Origin of the sequence: Streptomyces sp. NPDC001339 (genome assembly GCF_042895955.1) — a bacterium.
Taxonomy (GTDB): Bacteria; Actinomycetota; Actinomycetes; order Streptomycetales; family Streptomycetaceae; genus Streptomyces.
In genome coordinates this window covers 681,204-703,868 of the sequence record NZ_JBIAWT010000004.1, presented here as the reverse complement: position 1 = coordinate 703,868, position 22,665 = coordinate 681,204, and the positions used below count along the sequence as shown (strand labels likewise).

At 69.9% G+C, this 22,665-nt stretch carries 20 protein-coding genes; 8 read left to right on the top strand and 12 right to left on the bottom strand.

Annotation, left to right across the window (positions count from 1 at the left end):
• Window positions 1–300: 300 nt before the first annotated feature.
• The 3 genes from ACFY12_RS15330 to ACFY12_RS15320 form a co-directional block, all read right to left on the bottom strand.
• Entirely contained in the window at window positions 301–1,533 is a 1,233-nt protein-coding gene (locus ACFY12_RS15330; RefSeq protein ID WP_390716251.1) for an MFS transporter, read from the bottom strand.
• A gap of 215 nt (window positions 1,534–1,748) precedes the next feature.
• On the bottom strand, window positions 1,749–2,717 hold the full coding sequence (gene rfbB / locus ACFY12_RS15325; RefSeq protein ID WP_390716250.1) for a dTDP-glucose 4,6-dehydratase: 969 nt from the start codon (window positions 2,715–2,717) through the stop codon (window positions 1,749–1,751).
• Window positions 2,714–3,793: a glucose-1-phosphate thymidylyltransferase gene (locus ACFY12_RS15320; protein ID WP_390716249.1), complete on the bottom strand. Its 1,080-nt coding sequence runs from the start codon at window positions 3,791–3,793 to the stop codon at window positions 2,714–2,716. Before ACFY12_RS15320 ends, rfbB begins: the two co-directional genes overlap by 4 nt.
• A 159-nt stretch (window positions 3,794–3,952) precedes the next feature.
• Here ACFY12_RS15320 and ACFY12_RS15315 point away from each other — a divergent pair, with 159 nt between their 5' ends.
• The 8 genes from ACFY12_RS15315 (at window position 3,953) to ACFY12_RS15280 (ending at window position 13,465) form a co-directional block, all read left to right on the top strand.
• On the top strand, window positions 3,953–4,813 hold the full coding sequence (locus ACFY12_RS15315) for an SAM-dependent methyltransferase (RefSeq protein WP_390716248.1): 861 nt from the start codon (window positions 3,953–3,955) through the stop codon (window positions 4,811–4,813).
• A gap of 89 nt (window positions 4,814–4,902) precedes the next feature.
• Entirely contained in the window at window positions 4,903–6,042 is a 1,140-nt protein-coding gene (locus tag ACFY12_RS15310) for a nucleotide disphospho-sugar-binding domain-containing protein (protein WP_390716247.1), read from the top strand.
• A 34-nt stretch (window positions 6,043–6,076) separates the two neighbouring features.
• Window positions 6,077–7,237 (top strand): DegT/DnrJ/EryC1/StrS family aminotransferase, encoded by a 1,161-nt coding sequence (locus ACFY12_RS15305; RefSeq protein ID WP_390716246.1) that lies wholly within the window; start codon window positions 6,077–6,079, stop codon window positions 7,235–7,237.
• Between the two features lie 18 nt (window positions 7,238–7,255).
• Window positions 7,256–8,521: a DUF6365 family protein gene (locus ACFY12_RS15300; RefSeq protein ID WP_390716245.1), complete on the top strand. Its 1,266-nt coding sequence runs from the start codon at window positions 7,256–7,258 to the stop codon at window positions 8,519–8,521.
• Window positions 8,522–8,622: 101 nt separating this feature from the next.
• A complete protein-coding gene (locus ACFY12_RS15295; RefSeq protein WP_390716244.1) occupies window positions 8,623–9,933 on the top strand; it encodes an NDP-hexose 2,3-dehydratase family protein in 1,311 nt (436 codons plus the stop codon).
• Window positions 9,930–10,970: a Gfo/Idh/MocA family protein gene (locus ACFY12_RS15290; protein WP_390716243.1), complete on the top strand. Its 1,041-nt coding sequence runs from the start codon at window positions 9,930–9,932 to the stop codon at window positions 10,968–10,970. The genes ACFY12_RS15295 and ACFY12_RS15290 overlap by 4 nt, the downstream gene beginning before the upstream one ends.
• 10 nt (window positions 10,971–10,980) lie before the next feature.
• Window positions 10,981–12,279, top strand: a complete 1,299-nt coding sequence (rfbH, locus tag ACFY12_RS15285) for a lipopolysaccharide biosynthesis protein RfbH (protein ID WP_390716242.1) — start codon at window positions 10,981–10,983, stop codon at window positions 12,277–12,279.
• 43 nt (window positions 12,280–12,322) lie between these two features.
• Window positions 12,323–13,465 carry an acyl-CoA dehydrogenase family protein gene (locus ACFY12_RS15280; RefSeq protein WP_390716241.1) on the top strand — a complete coding sequence of 381 codons (1,143 nt, stop codon included), beginning with the start codon at window positions 12,323–12,325 and terminating at the stop codon, window positions 13,463–13,465.
• A 111-nt stretch (window positions 13,466–13,576) separates the two neighbouring features.
• On the opposite strand, the gene ACFY12_RS15275 is transcribed toward ACFY12_RS15280, so the two are convergent.
• The 9 genes from ACFY12_RS15275 to ACFY12_RS15235 form a co-directional block, all read right to left on the bottom strand.
• Window positions 13,577–14,413 (bottom strand): BTAD domain-containing putative transcriptional regulator, encoded by an 837-nt coding sequence (locus ACFY12_RS15275; protein WP_390716240.1) that lies wholly within the window; start codon window positions 14,411–14,413, stop codon window positions 13,577–13,579.
• Between the two features lie 166 nt (window positions 14,414–14,579).
• A complete protein-coding gene (locus ACFY12_RS15270) occupies window positions 14,580–15,491 on the bottom strand; it encodes an MBL fold metallo-hydrolase (RefSeq protein ID WP_390716239.1) in 912 nt (303 codons plus the stop codon).
• Entirely contained in the window at window positions 15,488–16,456 is a 969-nt protein-coding gene (locus ACFY12_RS15265; RefSeq protein ID WP_390716238.1) for a 4'-phosphopantetheinyl transferase family protein, read from the bottom strand. The genes ACFY12_RS15270 and ACFY12_RS15265 overlap by 4 nt, the downstream gene beginning before the upstream one ends.
• Window positions 16,453–18,246 (bottom strand): acyl-CoA dehydrogenase, encoded by a 1,794-nt coding sequence (locus ACFY12_RS15260; RefSeq protein ID WP_390716237.1) that lies wholly within the window; start codon window positions 18,244–18,246, stop codon window positions 16,453–16,455. Before ACFY12_RS15260 ends, ACFY12_RS15265 begins: the two co-directional genes overlap by 4 nt.
• Window positions 18,230–18,658: a nuclear transport factor 2 family protein gene (locus ACFY12_RS15255; protein ID WP_390716236.1), complete on the bottom strand. Its 429-nt coding sequence runs from the start codon at window positions 18,656–18,658 to the stop codon at window positions 18,230–18,232. The genes ACFY12_RS15260 and ACFY12_RS15255 overlap by 17 nt, the downstream gene beginning before the upstream one ends.
• 40 nt (window positions 18,659–18,698) lie before the next feature.
• A complete protein-coding gene (locus ACFY12_RS15250) occupies window positions 18,699–19,667 on the bottom strand; it encodes an aromatase/cyclase (protein WP_390716235.1) in 969 nt (322 codons plus the stop codon).
• Between the two features lie 99 nt (window positions 19,668–19,766).
• Window positions 19,767–20,033, bottom strand: a complete 267-nt coding sequence (locus ACFY12_RS15245) for an acyl carrier protein (protein ID WP_390716234.1) — start codon at window positions 20,031–20,033, stop codon at window positions 19,767–19,769.
• A gap of 117 nt (window positions 20,034–20,150) precedes the next feature.
• On the bottom strand, window positions 20,151–21,377 hold the full coding sequence (locus ACFY12_RS15240; RefSeq protein ID WP_390716233.1) for a ketosynthase chain-length factor: 1,227 nt from the start codon (window positions 21,375–21,377) through the stop codon (window positions 20,151–20,153).
• Window positions 21,374–22,642, bottom strand: a complete 1,269-nt coding sequence (locus ACFY12_RS15235) for a beta-ketoacyl-[acyl-carrier-protein] synthase family protein (protein ID WP_390716232.1) — start codon at window positions 22,640–22,642, stop codon at window positions 21,374–21,376. Before ACFY12_RS15235 ends, ACFY12_RS15240 begins: the two co-directional genes overlap by 4 nt.
• Window positions 22,643–22,665: the final 23 nt, after the last annotated feature.

Genomic DNA, 22,665 nt, shown 5'->3' with positions numbered 1-22,665 from the left:
TCCCAACCCCTTGTCAATCAGCAGACCGCAGCCCACTCCCCTGGGACGCGTCCGCATAATGACACAAAGTGCCGACAACGCCGCAGGCCGGGCGGCCGATGTGAGTGCGTCACCCCATCTCAACCAGCCGGCTGAAGCGCTCGGTCACCACGTGTTCACCGCCGGCGGGACTGAGTAGCCAATGTGGCCCTTTGGCACGTGAGTTGCCCCAGTGATGTGGTGCTCGGTTCCCCCTCGTTCCAGCCCTGTGAAACCACGGCGGCGGACCCCGGGAGGCAGGATTCCGGGATCCGCCGGGGATCAGCGGGAGGCGGCTTCCTTCTCATCCGGGGACTGCGCCGGCCCGCGGGTAGCGGGTGCGGGAGCGGACGGCGAGCGCATGCAGAACAGGGCCAGAAGTGACACCAGGGCGATACCGCCGGCGACGCGGAAGCCGACCACGATCGAGGTCGCGCCGATCACCGGGCCGATGACCAGGGGCGCGGCGAACTGCCCGGCGAAGTTGGCCGTTCCCGACAGCGACGTGGCCTGGCCGCGCAGCGAGGGCGGCGCGGCCTCGCCGATCATCACCGCGAGCGCGGGTACGGACATCCCCATGCCGATGCCGAACAGCGCCGGCGCCAGGAACAGCAGTATGGACCCGGTCACGGTCCCGGCCACGACGAACGCCGCCAGCCACAGGATGACCGAGACCCGCAGTAGCCGGACATAGCCGAGGGCCGCCTTGATCTTCGCGTAGGCCAGGCCGACCAGGGTGCCGGCGACCGAGGTGATCGTGGTGTAAAGGGAGACGAGGAACGGCTGCTCGATGCCCAGTTGGCCCAGTCGCTGGGGCAGGAACACGGCCAGCACGTACAGCAGGAACGAACTCGTCAGCGACAGCGCGTAGAGACCGAGGAGCTTGGGCCGGGAACGCAGCAGGGTGAACGTTCCGCCGCCGCCGGGCCGTTTGGCGCTGAGACTCTTCGGCAGGATGAACATCATCGCGATGCCGACGGGCACACCGAGCAGGTAGATCGCAAACGGCCCGTGCCAGGAGATGCCGCCGAGCGCGCCGCCGAGCAGGGGCCAGATGACGCCGCCAACGCTGATGGCGGTCGCGCGCCAGCCCGCCACACGGTCGCGCTCCGGGCCCTCATAGAGCGCCAGCAGGGCCACCGTCGTCCCGGTGAACACTGCGGCGGCGCCGATACCGAACACGAACCGGCTGGCGATCAGCCCCGCGTACGAAGTGGTGACAAGGCCGGCGCCGCCCGCGACGCCGTACAGCAGCAGACCGGCGATGAGAGGCGTCTTCAGCCCCCACCGGTCCATCGTCCAGCCGACGAGCGGGCTGGCGACGGCCAGGGACAGACCATGTGCGGTGAGGATCAGGCCGGCACTCGTACCGCTGACGCCGAGCTCGCCACGGATGACTCCCACGACGGGCGTGAGGATCGTGCCCGCCATGACAGTGAGGGTCGACGCAAGAAGGAGTACGGCCAGTGCGGTCCTGCCACGGGATGCGGGGCGGGGTGGAGTGGGTGGTGTCATCGGCAGAACCTCGGATTAGGGGATCAATGCGGGAGGGGTGGATGACGATCGGACGGGGCTTCCCCGGCACGAACCGCACCACTCCTTCAGATGCTGCTCGAATCCCGCTCGAATCCGACTCGGGACCTCCCCGGACCGACGCCGGGAGTGGTGTGGGTGCCACGTGGCGGGGATGTTGCCACCGTGCTCGGCCGGGGTCGGTTCGTGACCGGTGGTCAGCGGTCAAGGAGCGGTTTCCACCACTCCGGATGCTCGACGTACCAGTCGACGACGTGCTTGAGGCCGTCGTCGAGGGACCAGCGAGGCGCGTAGCCGAGCTCAGTGCGGATCTTGCCGTCGTCGATGGCGTAGCGGAAGTCGTGGCCCTTGCGGTCCGGAACGTGCTCGACCATCGACCAGTCGTGGCCGGTGAGGGCGAGCAGCCGCTCGGTCATCAGGCGGTTGGTGAGGGGCGTGGCACCGCCGATGTTGTACGTCTCGCCCGCGTGACCGCCGGTGAGGACGAGCTGAATAGCCCGGCAGTGGTCGTCGACGTGCAGCCACTCGCGGACGTTGTCGCCGGTGCCGTAGAGCGGCACCTTACGGCCCTGGAGGAGCCGGGTGACGAACTGCGGGATCAGCTTCTCGACGTGCTGGTGGGTGCCGTAGTTGTTGGAGCACCGGGTGATGCGCACGTTGAGCCCGTGCGTGCGGTGGTAGGCACGGGCGAGCAGATCGCTGCCGGCTTTGGAAGCGGAGTACGGGGAGTTGGGCAGGAGCGGCGACTCCTCCGTCCAGGAGCCCGTCACGATGGAGCCGTAGACCTCGTCGGTCGACACGTGCACGACGTTGTCCACACCGGTGTACAGACAGGCGTCGAGGACGCTCTGCGTGCCGAGTACGTTGCTGTGGACGAAGGCGACCGCGCCGTCGACGGACCGGTCGACGTGGGACTCGGCCGCGAAGTGAACGACGGCGTCGTGACCGGGGAGCAGCTGGCGTAGCAGGTCCTGATTGCAGACGTCGCCGCCGACGAAAGTGAGTCGCGGGTCGCTCATCGGGAGGTTGTCGGTGTTACCGGCGTAGGTGAGCTTGTCGACGACAGTGAGCTGCGCGTTCTCGTAGCCCGCGTACTCGCCGGCGAGCATGCTGCGGACGTAGTGCGAGCCGATGAAGCCGGCGCCACCGGTGACCAGAACCTTCATGCCATGACCTCCGCGCGGGTGTGATCTCCGATGATGAGTTGTCGGCCGGTGTCGGGTGTGCCGGGGGTGCGGACCTCCGCCCAGCGGCCGATCACGCAGCCCCGCAGGTCACGGACGTTCTGGAGAGCTGCTCCCTCAAGGATGATCGAGTCCCGGACACCGGTGTCCTCCAGAACGCAATCGCGGCCGATGGCGGTGTACGGGCCGACGGTGCTGCCCATGAGGACACTGCCCGGGCCGATGACGAGCGGCCCGGTAAGTGTGGAGCGGACCACGCGGGCGCCCGGGCCGAGGACGACGGGGCCCACGATGACGCTCTCGGCGTCGATCTCGGCGCCGGCGCGCTGAGCTGGGCGGCCATCGATCCGGCTGAGGATCTCCCGGTTGCACTCCAGCAGATCGTCGATCTTGCCGGTGTCCTTCCAGTAGCCGTCATACTCGCGGGCCGTGACCCGCCGGCCCTGGTCGACCAAGTACTGGATGGCGTCGGTGATCTCCAGTTCGCCACGGGCGCTGGGCCGGATCGCGCGGGCGGCCGCGTGGACGGCAGAGGTGAAGAAGTACACACCGATGACCGCGAGGTCGCTGCGCGGCGTGCTGGGCTTCTCCACGAGGCGGAGCACGGACCCGTCTTGGTCGACCTCGGCGACCCCGTACTGGCGGGGATCGCTGACCTTGGTCACCAGGACCTGGGCGTCGGGGCGTGTGGCGCGGAAGACTTCGGCGGCCTCCGTAATGCCATCGGCCAGGATGTTGTCCCCCAGGTACATCACGAAGTCGTCGTCGCCGAGGAAGTCGGCGGCGAGAGCCACGCAGTGCGCAAGCCCGAGTGGGGCCTCCTGTCGGATATAGGTGAGGCGGAGCCCCATCTGGGATCCGTCCCCCACCGTGGCCTCGATCTGCGCGGCATGGCCGCCGACGATGACGCCCACGTCCTCGACGCCGATGTCCCGCAGGTTCTCCAGGCAATGCACCAGGACGGGCTTGTTGGCCACCGGGACAAGTTGTTTGGCCATCGAGTAGGTGAAGGGCCGCAGCCGCGTTCCTTCACCACCGGACAGGACCAGTGCTTTCATGGGTTCCCCAGAAACTCTCGCAAGGAGACAGGATCGGGGACAACGTGCTCGACCACGCTCGACTCCGATTCGAGCCGCCGTCGAACCGGAGTTGACACCTTCCTCCCATCGCCACCGCCGATGACGCGGGTGCGCACATGGACGAGGAGCTGAGGCGAGATGACGGAGCAACAGCAGACCCAGAGCCCGGTGACCCCGGACCTGACCCAGGCCCTGTCGCCGGACGAGGTGGGCGAGGTCTACGACGAGAAGGGCTGGCTCTGGGAGATTTTCATGGGCCAGAACCTCCACATCGGCTGGTGGGATGACGAGGCTCCAGATGTGGACCCCAAGGACCGGTTGACGGACGTCCTCATCGAGCAGGTCGGCCTGCGGCCCGGGCAGCGGCTGTTGGACGCCGGCTGTGGACAGGGGCGTCCGGCGCTGCGGTTGGCCAGGGCCAGTGGTGGCGACGTCACCGGCATCACGGTGAGCGCCGAGCAGGTCACCGCGGCCACGGCGGCGGCGCACGAGGCCGGACTGGTGGACCGGGTCCGGTTCGAACTCGGCGACGTCACGGAACTCCCCTATGGAGACGGGGAGTTCGACGCGGTATGGATGATGGAGTCGCTGATGTACCTGGGCGACCGGCAGGCGGCGCTGCGGGAGATCGCGCGGGTGCTGAAGCCGGGCGGGGTGTTCGTCCTGTCGGACTACGTCGAGTCCGCAGAGCTGACCGAGGAGTGGCGGAAGGTCCTGCTGGAGGGCTTCACCGTGGGCTCGCTGCCGACCGCGGATCAGTACGTGGAGATGATCGGCGCGGCGGGGCTGACGATCGAGCGCAACCATGATGCGACCAGGCATCTGCGCAGGTCGGCCGCGCGGATCGACCAGCTCGTCATGGACAACTACGACCGGGTCGTGGAGAAGGGCGGCCGGCAGTTCGCCGAGGAGTTCAAGGAGATGATCGGCAGGGTCTCCCGGCTGGAGCGGGACATGCTCGGCTACGCGGTCATCACCGTCCGCAAACCGGCCGCCTGACCCCCTTCGTGACCACGGGTCGCCATGCCTGACGAGGTCGTCAAGCCGCCGTCGAGCAGTGTTCGAGAGCCTCTCCTCATGATGGCCGCATGAAGATTCTCTTTGTTGCGGGAGGCACTTCCGGAGTGATCTTCGGCATCGTCCCGCTGGCCCAGGCCGCCCGCAACGCCGGGCACGAGGTGTTCATGGCCGCCCCCAGCACCATGATGGGGACGATTACCGGAGCCGGTATCCCCGGTGTTGCCGTGTCCGACCGCGCCATGCAGGAGCACCTCGTCGACCGGCGTGGCATCCGGGTGCCCATCCCTGAGGATCTCCACGAGCGGTACATCTTCAACGGGCGTACCTTCGGCCGTTACGCGGCGGCCTGCCTCGACGGGCTGCTGTCCCTGGTGGCGGACTGGCGCCCGGATGTCGTCGTCGGCGGGACGCTGGCCTTCGCCGCGCCGCTGATCGCCGGTCACCTCGGGGTGCCGTATGTGAAGCAGGCCATCGACATGGGTGAGCCACGCACGATCGACCTGGCGGCCGCCGCCGAACTCGGCCCGGAGCTGGAGCGGCTCGGCTTGTACGAGATGCCGCGAACGGATCTCTTCATCGACATCTGCCCGCCCAGCCTGCGGCCGTCCGACGCGCTCCCCGCGCACATGATGCGCTACGTGCCGTTCGCCACCCAGATGCCGGTCGAGCCCTGGATGTACACCAAGGGCGACCGGCCACGGGTGCTGGTATCGGCCGGCAGCCGGGTCACCCCCGAGTCCGACTTCGACATCCTCAGCGGCCTCGTCGACAAGGTTGGCGGACTGGACGTCGAGCTGCTCGTCGCGGCTCCCGAGGCAGTCGCGGAGAAGCTGCGCCCACTGCCGGACCACGTGCGGGCCGGCTGGATCCCGCTCCACCTGGTGGCACCCACCTGCGATCTCGTCGTCCACCACGCGGGCGGTAACACAACGATGGGCTACCTCGCCTACGGCGTCCCGCAGGTGCTGGTGCCGTATCTGCCGTACTGCGTCGACTATTCGGAGCGACTCAGCGCGTACGGCGCCGCAAAGATGATCGACCCCGCGGACGACAGCGCCGAGAACATCGCGCGCGTCTGCGCCGAGATGCTGTCCACTCCCTCCTACCGCGAGCGCGCCGCAGAGCTGGCCGCCGAAGTCGCGGCGCTGCCCACGCCCGCCGACGCGGTCGGGGCGATCGAGCGGCTGGTGGCCGCGGCAGCGGTCTGACAACTCCTCCGCCTTCGACTCTCAGGGTTCCCCAATGATCAATCTGTTCCAACCGCAGGTCGGTGATGCCGAGCTGGCCGCCGTGGCCGAGGTGTTCGCCGACAAGTGGCTCGGTCACGGGCCGCGGACCAAGGACTTCGAGGCGGCATTCGCCAAGCATCTCGGGGTCGAGCCCGAGCACGTCATCTTCATCAACTCGGGTACGGCAGGGCTGTTTCTGGCCATCGAGGCGCTCGGTCTGGGCGAGGGCGACGAGGTCGTCCTGCCGTCCATGAGCTTCCTCGCGGCGGCCAACGCCGTCGTCGCCTCCGGTGCGGCCCCGGCCTTCTGCGACGTGGACCCGCGCACCATGAACCCGACATGGGAACATGTGGCGGCCGCGCTCACGCCGCGAACCAGGGCGGTCGTGCTCCTCCACTACGGGGGCTGCCCCGGCGACGTCGTGGAGATCGCCGAGCGGTGCCGCGAACGGGGCATCGCGCTGATCGAGGACTCGGCCTGCTCGGTGGACTCGCGGGTCGACGGCAGGTCCGTAGGTACCTTCGGCGACCTGGCAATGTGGAGCTTCGACGCCGCGAAGGTGCTGGTCACGGGCGACGGCGGGATGCTCTATGTGCGGGATGCCGAGCGTGCACTGAGGGCCCGTCGGCTCGCGTACCACGGTCTGGTGCAGGCTACCGGCCTCGCCCATGCGAAAGTCTCGCACCGCTGGTGGGAGCTGGAGGTGCCGGAAGTGGGCCGACGGGTCATCGGTAACGACCTCACGGCCGCGATCGGCCTGGTCCAGCTGGGCCGGCTGCCGGAGTTCACCGGTCGCCGGCGGGAGATCGTCGCCCTCTATGACCGGGAACTGTCCGGGGCCGAAGGACTGAGAACGCCCCCGCCGCTGCCCGCCGGGCACGAGTCGACGCACTACTTCTACTGGGTGCAGATGGATGAGCTGATCCGTGACCAGGTCGCCTCCGACCTGCTGGCAGCCGACATCTACACCACCTTCCGGTACGCCCCTCTGCACAAGGTGCCCACGTACCGCTCCGATGCCCAACTGGCCGGCACGGAGCGGGCATCCGGCGAGACCCTGTGTCTGCCCATACACCCGGGCCTGAGCGACGACGATGTGCTCACTGTGGCCACCGAGCTGCGCAGGGCTGTCACCAAGCGCAGCCGGGAGCTTGCCCCGGCCGCCGCGCACTGAACGGGCGGAGATCCAGAGATGCGCCTCTTGTTCATGTCCCCGCTCGCCAAGACGCTCCATGAGACGACCATCGGCCTTGACCTCGTGGAGCAGCTCCGGGGCTCGGGTGTGGTCGCCCACTTCGTGATCGACGAGGACAACGAGGACCAGCTCAAAGCAGCCGGTCACCCGTACACCGTGATCAGGCCGGCCATGGGCGGCCGGGTACGTGAGGAGGTCGGCCGGGTCGTCCGGGAGTACCGCCCGGACGCCGTCGTCCTGAGCGACTACATGGCGCACTGGCTGACCCACCTCGTCAGCTATGACACCGACCCCTGGTACGTGCAGGACTTCGGGGTGCCGGTCATCCCCCTCGATCTGCACGACCTGACGAACACCACCCGTGAACTGGAGGTGCTCGGCCGGACGACCATCGTCGACGGGAACATCCTGGACATGCCGGCCCATCTGCATCCGGTGCCGGTGGGCCGCCCGGAGGCCCACCCGGACGGGCCGGGCCTTCCGTACCGCGTCACCACTTCCGTCCATCCGCTGTCGGACACGGAGCGGGCCGAGGTCCGTCGGTCGCTCGGGCTCGGACAGGCGGAACGGCTCCTGATGTTCCCGACGCTGCCGTGGCAGAAGACCATGCAGACCCGGGCCGGGCCTCGCACGCAGGAGCTCGCCGTCCGGGTGCCCCGTCTGATCGGGCACTGTCTGCGGCAGCTACCGGACGACACGCACTTCCTCGTCGTCGGCCCGTATCTCGGCGGGCTGGATCTGCCGCCGGAGCGTCTGCATGTCGAGTCGTCGTACACCGCACAGCGCTACCACGACCTCATCGGTGCCTCCGACGGCGTGATGTCCTCATTCCTGCCGTCCTACGCCCTCGAACGGGCCGTCCTGGCCGATGTGCCGGGGCTGTTCCTCATCAACACGCACGACTTCGGTGAGGCGACGAGCGGGGGGAAACGGCCCGGTGCTCCCGAGGGTCTCTCGTCGACCGTCCGGTCATGGCTGGCGGACTTCCCCGGCCCGGTCCCGCCGTTCCACATGTGGCCGCTGCAGTGGAACAAGATCCTCGGCCCACTGATGGCGGACAACCCGTTCGCAGGCACCGCCGTACGGAGCGAGCTGTTCGACGAGCGTGCGGTCGTCGACGGCCTGACGGGTGTGCTCCACGACCCACTGGTCCGGGGCCGGCTGGCAGAGGAACGGGCGGCCTACCGGGACACCATCGACCGGCTTCCCGACACCACCGAGGTCTTCGCGGAGGCGGCACGGCGCGTCGGACTCCCGTTCTGAGCACCGGACGCGGTGATGCGCCCGCGTTTCCGATCCCGCGCATCGAGTGGGGCTCTAACCGGACGTCGGATGCTGAAACCGGAGAAGTGAGGAGGGATGCCGTGTTCCGGCAGACAAGCGAATTCCACCAGTGGTTCGCCGAACAGCGCAGGGTGCAGCGGCACCGAGTGACGCCCACCGGCCTGGACCGGCTCGACGGCTGGTCGTTCGAGCCGGAGACCGGCAACATCCGCCACCGCAGCGGCCGGTTCTTCAGCATCGAAGGCGTCGAGGTCGAAACGGACAACCGGGAGACCCCGTCCTGGGCACAGCCGATCATCGTGCAGCCGGAGAACGGGATTCTGGGCCTCCTGGTCAAGGAGTTCGCAGGCGTCCCGCACATCCTGCTCCAGGCGAAGATGGAGCCGGGGAACGTCAACCTCCTGCAAATGTCGCCAACGGTCCAGGCGACGCGCAGCAACTTCACCCGGGTACACCAAGGTGGCGCCGTCCCCTACCTGGAGCACTTTGTCGCGCCGCGTACCGGGCGTGTCCTCTTCGACACGCTGCAGTCGGAGCAGGGCTCGTGGTTCCTCGGCAAGCGCAACCGCAACATGATCATCGAGGTGGACGGGGACGTCCCGGTCCGCGACGGCTTCTGCTGGCTCACCCTCGACCAGATCGGGGAGCTGCTGAACGTCGAGAACCTCATCAACATGGATACCCGCACCGTGCTGTCCGGGCTCCCCGACGGCTGGGCCGTGCAGGGTCGCGGCACCCAGGCCGAGGGCCGCACCCTGCACAGCGGTGCGGAAGTGCTCAGCTGGTTCACCGAGGCGAAGGCCACCCACCGGCTTGAACGCCGGCAGATCCCGCTGTCCCAGGTCAAGGGCTGGGCGGAGGGCGGCGGTGAGGTGGCCCACGAGAGCGGCCGCTACTTCCGGATCACCGGCGTGGACGTGGCGGCCGAGGGGCGGGAGGTCGCACGCTGGTCGCAGCCCGTGTTGGCGCCGGTCGGCCGGGGAGTGATCGCATTCCTCACCCGACGGATCGGGGGTACCCGGCACCTGCTCGTGCGGACCCGCACGGAAGCAGGCAGCTTCGATCTCCTCGAAATGGGCCCGACCGTGCAGGCCAACCCCGCCAACTACGAGGAGCTACCGGTCGGCAGCCGCCCTCGCTTCCTCGACGAGGTGCTGGCGGCCGCCCCTGCACGAGTGTTGCTGGACGTCGTCCACTCCGAGGAGGGCGGCCGCTTCTACCACGCGGAGAACCGCTACCTCGTGGTGGAGGCCGACGAGGATGTCCCCCTGGACGCCGGACCGGACTTCCTCTGGGTGACTCCCCATCAACTCGGCGTCCTGATACGTCACTCGAACCACGTCAACGTCGAGGCCCGCAACCTCCTCACCTGTGTGCGGTTCCTCCGGTGAGCGCCGCCGCCCGCGCCACGGCGCCCGCCGTCCGCCTCGGGTTGCTCGGCTGCGCCGACATTGCCCTGCGCAAGGTCCTGCCCGCCGTCGCCCGCACCCCCGGGATCACGCTCACCGCCGTGGCCAGCCGCAGCGCCGCCAAGGCCGCGCGCGTCGCAGCGGACACCGGTGCGGAACCGGTCCGCGACTACCCGGCATTGCTGGCGCGTCCCGACATCGACGCCGTCTACGTCCCGCTCCCGGCGGCCCTGCACACCGAGTGGACCGAGCGGGCGCTGCGGGCCGGGAAGCACGTCTTGGCGGAGAAGCCCCTCACCCCGGATGCCACGGAGACGGCCCGGCTCGTGGAGCTCGCCCGCTCCCGGGGCCTGGTGCTCGCCGAGAACTTCATGTTTGTCCACCACCCGCAGCACCGCTGCGTACAGGTCCTGCTGGCGGGCGGGGCGGTCGGCGAACCCCGGGTTCTGAACGCGACGTTCACCATCCCACCCCGGCCGGAGGGCGATATCCGCTACCGCCCGGACCTGGGGGGCGGTGCCCTCCTCGACGTCGGTGTCTACCCCCTCCGCGCGGCTCAGCTGCTGCTCGGCCCCGGCCTCGACGTGCTCGGCGCGGACCTGCGCACCGATCCGGAGCGGGGCGTGGACGTCGCGGGCAGCGCGCTGCTACGGGGGCCCGGCGGGGCAACCGCCCACCTGACGTTCGGCATGGATCACTACTACACCTCACGTTACGAAGTGCTCGGCAGCGCGGGCCGGCTCCGCCTTGACCACGCTTTCACACCCCCGGCCGATCACCGTCCGGTGATCACCATCGAGCGACAGGGCGGCGTCGAACGGCTGGAGTTGGAGCCCTTCGACCAGGTCACTGCCGCCGTACGAGCCTTCGTCACGAGCATCGGGTCCGGTGCCGGCCCCGATGCCGGTGCGGCGATCACCCGCCAGGCGGAGCTCGTCGCCGACGTCCGCCGGGCGGCGCGCGCTCCGCTGCCGCCGCACCGGGGCGATCCGACGACTCAACTGCTCAGTACGCCGTAGGAGACGAAGAATGAACGAAGCCAAAGCCCACATTCTGGAGCAGGTCCGCGCCTACCACGGCTCGGAAGAGAAGGAGTTTGTGCCCGGAGAGACCGGCGTCTGGCCGGCCGGCGCCGTGTTCGATGCCGACGACCGGGTAGCACTCGTGGAGGCCGCACTGGACATGCGCATCGCCGCCGGCGTCAGCTCCCGGCGCTTCGAGCGGCAGTTCGCGAAGTTCTTCCGGCTGCGCAAGGCCCACCTGACCAACTCGGGTTCGTCGGCCAACCTGCTCGCGCTGTCCGCGTTCACGTCACCCCAGCTGGAAGACCGTCGGCTGCAGCCCGGCGACGAAGTGATCACCGTTGCGGCCGGGTTCCCGACGACGGTCAACCCGATCATCCAGAACGGTCTGGTGCCCGTCTTCGTCGATGTGGAGCTGGGCACCTACAACACGACGCCGGAGCGGATCGCCGAAGCCATCGGCCCCCGGACCCGCGCCATCCTGATCGCTCACTCGCTGGGCAACCCGTTCGCCGTCGAGGAGGTCGCCCAACTCGCGGAAGAACATGATCTGTTCCTGATCGAGGACAACTGCGACGCCGTCGGCTCCCTTTACCACGGCAAGCTAACCGGCACCTTCGGTGACATCGCCACGGTCAGCTTCTACCCGGCTCACCATCTGGCAATGGGCGAGGGGGGCTGTGTGCTCACCGACAATCTCGTGCTCGCCCGCATCGTCGAGTCGATGCGGGACTGGGGCCGCGACTGCTGGTGCGAGCCCGGCGAAGACAACCGCTGCTTCAAGCGTTTCGACTACCAGCTCGGTGACCTGCCGCACGGCTACGACCACAAGTACATCTTCTCCCACGTGGGCTACAACCTGAAGGCGACCGACCTCCAGGCCGCCCTCGGTCTCAGTCAGCTCAGCAAGGTCGATGCATTCGGTGCGGCCCGCCGCGCCAACTGGAAGCGGCTGCGGGAAGGCCTCGACGGGGTAGCGGGGTTGCTCCTCCCGGAGGCCACGCCCGGCAGCGACCCCAGTTGGTTCGGCTTCGCCATCACCGTCCGGCCCGAGGCGGGCTACACCCGTAAGGAACTGGTGGACTTCCTGGAGAGCCGCAAGATCGGCACCCGCCGCTTCTTCGCCGGCAATCTCACCCGCCACCCGGCCTACCTCGACCGGCCCCGTCGTATCAGCGGCTCGCTCGCCAACAGCGACCTCGTGGCCGAGCACACCTTCTGGATCGGCGTCTACCCCGGTCTGCGCCCGGAGATGGTCGACTACGCCGTCGAATCCATCCGCGAGTTCGCCACGAAGCACGCGTGACCCCGCGCCCGAACGCCCCAGCACTTCACAGGAGCCCCTCTCGATGACCAGGGACGCAGACGCAGCAACACCGGCCATGCGGAATGCAGCGGCCGCGGCCGCCCCGCTCGCTGCCGCACACGCGGCCGCCGCGGAGGCGAACCGCCGGCTCTCCCAGCCCGTGGTGGACGCGATCGTGGCCGCCGGGTTCCCCGCCCACTTCGCCCCCGCGGACCTGGGCGGCGCGGCCGGCACCTTCGTGGAACTGCTCGCCGCCTCGGCAGCGCTCGGCGAGGGCTGCGCGTCGGCCGCCTGGTTCGCCTCGGTGACCGCCAGCGCGGGGCGGCTGACCGCCTATCTGCCCCGAGAAGGACGCGAGGGTGTGTGGGCCAAGGGCCCGCAGACCATCGTCGCTGCGGGTCTCGTCCCCTCGGGCACCGCCCAGCGTGTCTCCGGCGGCTGGCGGGTGACCGGGAGCTGGAACTATGTCAGCGCCGTCGACTTCTCCGACTGGACGCTCCTCGCCGCACGGGTGCCCGGCGAGGAGGGTACCGGGGTACGCGTCCTCGCCATCCCGCGCAGCGACTACGCAGTCAGCGATACATGGCAGGTGATCGGACTGCGCGGGACCGGGAGCAACACGGTGAAACTCGATGAGGCCCTGGTCCCGGACGCGTACTCGCTCCCGCTCGACGTCCTGCTCAAGGGTCTCGCCCCCGACGCAGCCGCCCCCTGCCACAACGTGCCGATGAAGGCCGCCAACGGTGTCACCCTCGCCGGCCCGCTGTTGGGCGCCACCCGCGGTGCGCTCCGGCGCTGGCGCGAGCTCATCGCGGCCAAGCTCACCGGCCCCGTCGGCGCCATCTCCGGCGGCTCCGACCACGGCACGTTCGAACAGCTGCTGGCCCGCGCGGAAGGCGAGACGGACGCCGCACAGCTGCTGCTGGAACGCGTCGCCCGGACCACGGACACGGGCGCCGTCGACACGCTCGGGATCGCCCGGCACGGGCGGGACTGCGCCCTCGCCGCGGACATGCTCGCCACGGTCTCCGACCGGTTGCTGCGCTCCGCCGGCACCCGTGCCCAGGCGGAGGGCGAGGAACTCCAGCGACGCTGGCGGGACGTGAACTGCGGCGCCGGCCACAGCGGTCTGCAGTTCCCCGCGGCCGCGGGAGCGTACGCGCGGCTGCTGAATGCCTCCGCCTGAACCCCTCCGATCACCGAATCCGGCGGATCCGGAGGGCGGTTCGGAACGCCGCTGCGGCCCGCACGCGCAAGGGGTGCGGGCCGCGGGTGTCTCGCGAGGCGGAACGGCGGTTCACACCGCGGCGGGGACCAGGCCGGCGTCCGCCGGGCGCCGGCCGGCGGACAAGCGCCGAGGTGCGGGCACACGGCCTGGCTCCGGGTTGAGGACGTCCAGCTGGAGACGCTGGAGCTCCGGCGACGGCTCCAGGCCCAGTTCCTCGTCGAGGATCCGGCGCAGGTCCTGGTATGCCTGAAGGGCCTCCGCGCGCCGCCCCGAGTGGTGCAGGGCCGAGATCAGCTGACCGTGGAACCACTCGTTGAGCGGGTAGTCGTTGACCAGTGCCCGCAGCAGCGGAAGGGACTCGCGCTGGCGGCCCAACTCCAGCTCCGCCTCGATCCGCAGCTCCAGGGCACGGATGCGCAGCTCCTCCAGGTGGACGATGCGACCGGTGAGCACGTCGCCCGCCGGGATATTGGACAGGGCGGGCCCCCGCCAGAGGGCCAGCGCCTCCTCCAGGTGCCGGCGGGCGGCCTCCGGCCGGCCGTTCTCCAGCTCCGTCTTCGCCTGCTGTACGAGGCATTCGAAAATCTTGATGTCGACCTCATGGTCCGCCACACGCATCAGATAGCCGGGCGGCTGGGTGATCAGCAGGGCCCGGTCCGGGGGCACCAGCCGCTCGGCCACGAACATCTTCCGCGAGTGGTAGACGTACGTCTGCAAGGTGGTCAGCGCGCTGCGCGGCGGCGAGTCACCCCACAGCTCCTGGATCAGCGACTCCGAGGTGACGATCTCGTTGGGCCGGGTCAGGAGCAGGGCCAATGTCTGGCACACCTTCGGGGTGCTGGGCAGGTGTGGTGATCGACCGTCCTCGGCAACTATCTCAAACGGGCCGATGAGATTGAAACGCACTGGACACTCCTATGCGGGGCGTGAGGCTCTATGTGTCGCATTGATCAAGATGCTGACAACCTAGGACTCTCCCGCACAGAACCCCATTCCCAGACGCTGAGTGTGTCAGGTTACGAGGGGTAATTCCTTTTCGTGAGGACGCAGGGGGACGTCGTGTGGACGGAGGTCAGGCATGGCACGTGGGCAGCCCCCCGTGGAACTCCACCATCTCGGAGAACAGCAGTCCCACATCGAGCGGTTGACCGGGCACCGCACCCTTCTCCTCGGCGTAAGCGCGGTGCAGATTCGGCACCAGGCGCTCCGCGTCGAGCAGCTCCGCGTACTCCCCGATATCCGCCTCGCGCGCCGCCTCCAAGGGGGAGAGCCCAGCTGCCAGGCCCGCTCGCGCTATCTCCTGCAGCCGCAGCAGATAGCCCTCCGTCGCCTCCAGCAACTCCGGTCCACCGACCGGGCCGTGACCCGGAACCACCGTCTCGGCGTCGAGCGCACGCAGCTGCGCCGTCACGGCCAGGGAGCCCGCGACCGAACCCATCAGGCAGAAAGGTGTGGTCCCCGACATCACAAGGTCGCCCGTGAACAGCACCCGCTGCTCCGGCAGCCAGACGACCGCGTCGTTGGTCGTATGTCCGACGCCCAGATGCCGCACCTCGGCCGTGGTGTCACCGAGGTGCAGAGTGAGCCGCTCCCGGAACGTGAGCGCGGGCAGCTCGACCCGCACGTCGCCCCAGTGCACGGCCGGCCACAAACCCGTGAGGTGCAGGCCCACCTCGGCCATCTCGGTGCGGGTGCGCTCATGGGAGACGATCAACGCGTCGTCGGCGAACAGGTAGTTGCCGAAGGTGTGGTCACCATGGGAGTGCGTGTTGACGACGAACTGCGGTGGCCGCCGGGTGACCGAGGAGACCGCCTCTTTGAGGGCACCGGCGCGCTGCTCGGTGGCGGCGGTGTCGACGAGGGCGGCACGCGAGCCGCCCAGGATGAGCCCGGCGTTGTTCAGGCACCAGCCGCCGTCGGGCTGGACGTAGGCGTGGACGTTCTCTGCCACCTCGCGGAGGTGGGGGGTGTCGAGGGCCGTCACGGGTTCCTCCTGGTGTCTCGGGGAGGGGAAACCCGTTCACTGTGCCGGCTGCCCATCGAGTGACGGTCGAGGGGACGACGGAGGCTTTCCTGGTCTCTCTCCTCGGACGGACGCGGCGTGTGGGCACCCTGCGCTTCGAGGACCGCCGCTGCCAGGCTCGCGTCCAGGGCCACCCTTGCCGTCGGCCGCTGCGTCGCGTCGAACACCGCCGGGGCCACCGCGGCGCTGACCGTGTAGCCCGCGTCCATGGTGTGGGACTCCAGGTGCCAGTCAACGCCGTCCGCCGGGGCGCCGTCTGCGCGGAGGAGGCGGGACGTGGCGCCGGAGACGGCCGGGATGGTGACGCCGAAGGAAGAGAAGGGCAGCCGCAGGCCCAGGCCGAGTGCCTTGCTGTAGGCCTCCTTGAGGGTCCACAACCGGATCACGGCCGCAGTGCGGTCCCGTTCCGGCAGCCAGCCGAGCGCGGCGCGCTCATAGGCAGTGAAGGACACCTCCGCGAGGCCCGTGCTCTCAACAGGCCGGGAGGAAGGCTCGGCGTCGACACCGATCGGGCCGACGTGGCTGAGGCCTACTGCCAGGAACGTCCCGGTGTGGCTGAGGCTGACCTCCAGCTGGTCACAGCCGCGCAGGTAGAGCCGCCCGTTGGGACTTCTGGTGAGTTCCAGGTCGGTGGGGTCGGCATCGAGGACCGCGCCCGCGGCATGCTTGAGGAGGAGCCGGGACGCGGCGAACCGGCGGCGCGTCTCCGCCCGCCGGATGCCCAGGTAGCGGCCGGCCTCCGGCCCGAGGACCCGGACCAGCCGGTCCTCGGGCAGACCGTGGTCGCCCCAGTCCTCCATCAGGCCGTACACGAGGGCGAAGCCGCGGTCGCCCATGGCAGTGTCCACCCTGGTCCAGGGGCCTTCAGGGCTCGTCGTCCGGATCGGTGCCGAGCCGGCCAGGCCCCGTGGGTCGGGAGTGTTCATGCTGTTTTCCCGTCGTCCCTTCCGTCACCCATCAGTGCGTGCGGGGCCCCCAGGACGACGTCGTACAGGTCGAGGCTGCGCCCTTGGACACAGCGCTCCACCACCTCCGCGAGCAGGGCCTCGCCGAGTCGTTCGCCGATGGTCGGCTCCGGCAGGCCGAGCCGGAGCTGAATCCTGCCGAGACAGGAGATCAGCCATGCGCGATCCGACCAGAACCCGGTGCCGTCGCCGAAGAGCCAGACGCCCAGGGCCGCAGCGGCCGCCGCGAGCAGGGTGTAGCGCTCGACGAGCGCGTAGCTGTGCGGAGTGGCTAGTGCGGTCAGGTCGCGTGCAGGCAGGGCACGGCAGCTCTCGCCGAAGGAGCGAAGCTCCGCCACCAGGGACCGCACCTGAGCACGGAGCACCTCCGCGTCCGGATCGCCGGCCGGCAGGGAGCCGAGCGCCTCCTCGGCGTGTGGGAGCACCGCCATCAAGGTGTCCCCGCCGGCCGCCAGGTCCAGGCGACCGGGATCGAGCGGGGGCAGGGACGCGGAGGCGGAGAACAGCCCTGGGGGTGGTGGGGAAGCGGTCCACGACGTCCGGGCCAGGAAGGGCAGTTGTGGAGCGAGGGTGGCGAGTGCGGCCGCGGCGCCGACCGGACCGGGCGGGAGCTCCGACAGGTCGCGCAGGTGTTTGCGGAATGTTCCGAAGGCGCCCTCTTCCTGTAGGGCGCCCGGGCCCAGGACCGGCGCGAGGTCACCGGTGCTCTGCCGCAGCAGACGCGGCACCAGGTACATGGCTGCAGCCGTCCACACGCTGGACTCCTCCGGCAGGAGATGCAGCGACCGGATGCTCGCCAGCAGGAGGCAGTCGCAGACCAGGGTGTCGGCGAACGCGGAGGTGATGGCGCGCCGCGCGTACCGGGAGGTCAGCGTGCGCACGCCCGGCGATCGGGCCTGGATCGCCGTGATCACCGCCCGCAACGCGGTGTCGGCGCATCCCACGGCCATGGACGGCACCAGGGGCCTGCTGACTTGCAGGGCTCGCAGTGCCACCGCGGTGCCGTCGCCCGCCGCGCCGAGCACGCTGCCGTCGGGCACGGGCCAGTCCGCGAACTCCAGCTGCCCCGCCGGCAGTCGGCGCACCGCGGTGGCCTCGTACGGAGAGAGCAGCCGGATTGCGCCGGGGGAGAGGGCGGCGCGTTCCAGGAGCAGCGCCGAGTGCGTGCCGTCGGCGTCCGCATGGCGGGCGAGAACGACGAACCCCGCGGCCCGCGGCGCGTTGGCCATGAGCGGGCTGCGGCCGTGGAGCCGGCCACCCTCGTGCGGCGGGCGGGTGAGAGTGAGGTCGCCGTCCGCGAACGCGGTGCCGTACGACATGTTCTGGAAGGCGACCGCGAGCCGGCCTCCGCTCAGCACCAGCCGTGCGGCGCGGGCCCGCTGCTCCGGGGTGCCGTCGCACCAGACGAAGAGCGCGGAGATGAGAGAAGCCGAGCCGTGGCCGCGGCCGAGGGCGAAGTCCCGCCGGAACACCGCGCGCAGGAGCTGGGCGGCCGTGTCCAGGCCGGTCAGCCGGCCGCCCAGGGCCAGCGGGACGATCTCCTCATGCAGGCCGAAGGCGTCGAGGAGGCGCTCGCCGCCCAGGGGCAGCTCGCCGCGCCGGTCGGCGGCCAGCACGGCCGCGTACCCCAGCGGATTGCCGGGGTCGCGGGGGTCGCCGAGATGACGCTCCAGCGCCGCCACACGGTCGGCGGTGCGGGGGACCGGAGAAGGGGCCGGCGGGACCTCGGATATCTCAGAAGACCTGGTCATGCGTGATCAGGCGGGACTTGAGCCGCAGCTCGTCCCCGTTCACCACCAGGGTGTCGTGCACGGTGCAGCTGGGGTTGATCTCGGGCTTCCCGCCGGGGCGGACGGTCACCACGAGCGCGTAGACGGTGGACGTGACGGTGCCGTCCTCCTTCGGCTCCAGGGCGATCTGGTTGAACCAGTGGCGGCGTCGCACCGGATCGCCGTCGAACTTCTTGTGGAAGTTCACGAGTTCCTCGACGATGGCGGCCGGGCCGACGGCGGGCTCGGCGCCCGGCGAGTGCTGGAAGACACCGTCCTCGGTGAACGTCGCCGCGTATTCCTCGAAGCGGCGGGCGTCGAGGTGGTGCATCTGGTGGGCGTAGAAGTGCTGGACCCGGGCGTGAAGTTCCGTCAGGGACTGGGTGGCTGTCATGGTGCCTCTCCGGCAAGGGGTGTGGGACGAGGGAGGGGGGTCAGTCGGCCTTCGGGCTCGCGGAGCGGCGTTCCTCGGAGTATGTGGCGGCGTGCGACATCGTGGCGAGGCTGTTGCGACCGAGAGCCTCGCGGAGGTACGCGCGAGCGTCGGCGAGCGTGGCGTCCGCGCCCAGGACCTCGGTGACCGCCTCGGGGTTCAGCGCAACGGTGTGGCGTGCGGTGGCCACGGCCGTGCCGTCAGGCTGCTCGGAGAACTCCCACAGGCCGCTGTGGCCGAGCAGCAGCTTCGGCATGGCGTGCTGCTTGTAGGCGATCCACTCGGGGCTCCGGCAAATGCGTGTGGAGCGCGTGGTGTGGGCGGAACCATCGGCGGTGACGGTGTCCATCTCCAGGGTCTGGACGCCGGGCACATCCTCCGTGAGCAACACTCGCTTGACATGCGGGAGGCGCTCTGCCCACTGGTCCGCACGGTCGACGAAGGCGAACGCGTCGGCGGCGGATCCGGGCAACTCGACGGTGTCGGTGAAGGAGAACACCACGTCAGAGGCGGTACCGCCGTACTCGGCGAGGCGAGCGAGGGCGGCGAGCTCCGCCGCGCTGTTGCGGTCGAGGGCCGCGTTGACGGCCGCCACGGTCTCCGGCGCATCGCCAACGGCCGTGAAGTCGTGCCGCAGGACGATGCGGGTGCCGCCGTCCGGCAGCTCCTCGAAGATCCACTCACCCCCCATGGAGGCGATAGGGGCCTGGCTGCGTTCCTGCCGGAAGGTGATACGCAGCGCGTCGCGGTCGAGCGTGCGGCGGGAGGTCCAGCTGCTGACCTTCCCGTTGACGGCGGCCCAGATCTCGAAGCGTTCCTCGCGGTCGCCGCGTTCCAGGTGCCGGACGTGGACGCTCGGCCCGAAGATCGCGGGCCAGGTCGTGACATCCTCGACCAGGCCGTAGAGCACCTCAGGGGGCGCGGAGCTCTCCAGGGTGTGCTCGGTGTGGCGCCGACGCGGTTCCGTCATGGTTCCTCTCCTCAGGGCGTATGGGCCGGGGCCGGGCGCGGTGATCCCGTGCCCGGCCCCACATTCGGTGTGCCTGACCAGCGTTGGGTGCCTGTCGGGTCAGGCGGCGGTGGCTCCGGCGGTGAGGAAGCCGTTGACGAGGTCGATGAGCGACTTCGGCGTCGCGGCTTCGACCAGTTCGTCGTCCGGGACAGCGACGCCGAACTCCTGGCTGATCTGAGCGGCGGACTCCATGAGGGCGAGCGAGTCGTAGCCGAGCTCCTCGAAGGGGACATCGGCGATGTCGCCGCTGATGTCGATGCTGTCGTCGGCGCCGGCGCACTCGACGAGGATGCGGCGGACGTCGTCAACGGTCATGAGAGGCATGTGAAGTACTCCAGAGACGTAGCGGTTCCGATGGAAGGGTTTCTCCCCGCCGCCGTGACGGGCGTCATGGCGGCGGGCGGCGGACGCCGGCGGGTCCGGGGAGTCCGCCGTCGGGCGTCACACGGCGCGGACGACCACGGCCGCGTTGAACCCGTGCCGCCCGCGTGCGAGCACAAGGGCGGTCCGTACCCGCTGGTCGCGTGGCGCGCCGGTGACCAGGTCGATGCCGTAGCCCTCCGGCACCGGAGAACCGGAGGGAGTCGGGGGGATGACACCGTCGCGGAAGGACAGCAGGGCGGCGGCGACATCGAGAGGTCCGCCGCCCGAGTACAGCCGCCCGGTGAGGGCCTTCGGCGCGGTGACGGGCACCGCGCCGGCACCGAACAGGCCGCTGAGGGCAGCGGCCTCGGCGGCGTCGAGCTCGGGCACGCCCGCGCCGTCGGCGAACACCACGTCGATATCGCCAGGGGCCACATCGGCGTCGGCCAGGGCGAGTTCGGCGGCCCGGCGCAGAGCCGGGGGCCGACCGGTGCCCGGTGCGGGGTCGAAGGTCGCGGCATGACCGGCGAGTTCGCCGTAGATCTGTTGCACACCGCGGTCGCGAGCGCTCTGCTCCCCCTCCAGAACGAGGATCGCGCCGCCCTCACCGGGCACGTAGCCGGAGGCGTCGGCGCTGAAGGGCAGGTAGGCCCGGCGCGGGTCGGTGGCAGTGGTGACGCGGCCGCCGGCCAGCTGGGAGACATAGCCCCACGGGTCGAGAGCGGAGTCAACGCCGCCGGCGACAACCAGCGGGGTGCCGCGGCGGACGGTGCGCCGGGCGTGGCCCAGCGCGTCGAGGCCACCGGCCTGCTCGCCGACGAGAGCGGCGCTGGGGCCGCGGAGCTTGTGGCGGATGGAGATCTGTCCCGTGTTCACCGCGTAGAACCACGCGAAGGACTCGTAGACGCTGACGAATTCGGGACCCTTGCTCCACAGCTTGTCGAACTCCCGGTGGGTGAAGTCGAATCCACCGAGAGCGTTGGAAGTGACCGTGCCCATGTCGTAGTCGGGAAGGGTGTCGGCGGAGACACCGGCGTCCGCGAGCGCCCAGTCGGCGGCGACGAGCGCGAGCCGGGTGGACAGGTCGGTCTGGGGCAGCAGCCGGCTGTTGAGGTGCTCAGCCGGGTCGAAGTCGTCGATCTGGCCGGCCAGGGAGGAGGCGTAGCGGGAGGGGTCGAACCGGGTGACGGGGCCGATGCCGGTGTGGCCGGCGAGCACTGCCTTCCAGAACGCCTCGGTGCCGAGACCGTTGGGGGCGGTGACGCCGATGCCGGTGATCACGGTCCTGTCGGCAGTACCGGTCATGCTTGAGCTCCTTCCGGGGCACGGAGGATCATCGCGCTCTGGAATCCACCGAAACCGCTGCCCACGGTGAGGGCGGTGTTCACGCGCTGCTCACGCGCGGTCAGCGGGACGTAGTCCAGGTCGCACTCGGGGTCGGGGGTGTGCAAGTTGGCCGTCGGCGGGACGACGTTGTGCCGGATGGCCAGGGCGCAGGCGGCGATCTCGATGGAGCCGATGGCGCCCAGGGAGTGGCCGACCATCGACTTGATGGAGCTGACCGGAACGTCGTACGCGTGCTGTCCGAGAGCCACCTTGAACGCGGCGGTCTCGTGACGGTCGTTCTGCTTGGTACCGGAGCCATGCGCATTGACGTAGTCCACGACGGCGGGGTCGATCCGGGACTCGTCGAGTGCCGCGCGGATGGCCTCGGCCATCTCCCGGCCGTCCTTCTTGAGACCGGTCATGTGGTACGCATTGCACCGGGTCGCATAGCCGGTGACCTCGGCGTAGATCTGGGCGCCGCGGGTGCGGGCCGCCTCGTACTCCTCAAGAACGAACATGGCGCTGCCCTCGGCGAGTACGAAGCCGTTGCGGGTGGCGTCGAACGGCCGGGAGGCGTGCTCGGGATCGTCGTTACGTGTGGTGGTGGCCTTGATCGCGTCGAAGCAGGCCATGACGATCGGGGAGATCGGGGTGTCCGACGCACCGGCGAGCATGACGTCGGCAGAGCCCTCGCGGATCAGCTGGACGGCGTATCCCACGGCATCGAGGCCGGATGTGCAGCCGTCGGAGAGCATCGTTACGGGACCCTCCGCGCCGGCGGCCCAGGCGACCTCGGCGGGCATGACCCCCGGGCTGAGGTAGTCGAACATGTGCGGCGACAGGTAGTCCGGGTCGACGACCCACTCCCGGCCCTTGTCAGCCATGACGAGGTACTCGTTCTCCAGGCTGGTGGCGGAGGCTACGGCGCTGCCCAGGCTCACCCCGATGCGGTGGGGAGCTATGCCGACGAACTCCAGGCCGCTGTCCGCCACGGCATCGCGGGTGCAGGCGACGGCGAACTGGGTAGCCCGGTCCATCCGCCGGATCTCCCGGGGGGAGAACCCCTCGGCCTCGGGGAAGAAGTCGGCCTCGGCTGCCACCTGGGACCGGAAGGCAGCCGCGTCGAAGAACGAGATCCTTCGGGTGGCCGTGCGGCCGGCGGTGAGCAGGTCCCAGAACTCCTTGGTGTCGGACCCGCCCGGGGCCCGGACCCCGATGCCGGTGATCACTACTCGTCGGGTCATCGCGTCGAGTCACGTTCCTTTCG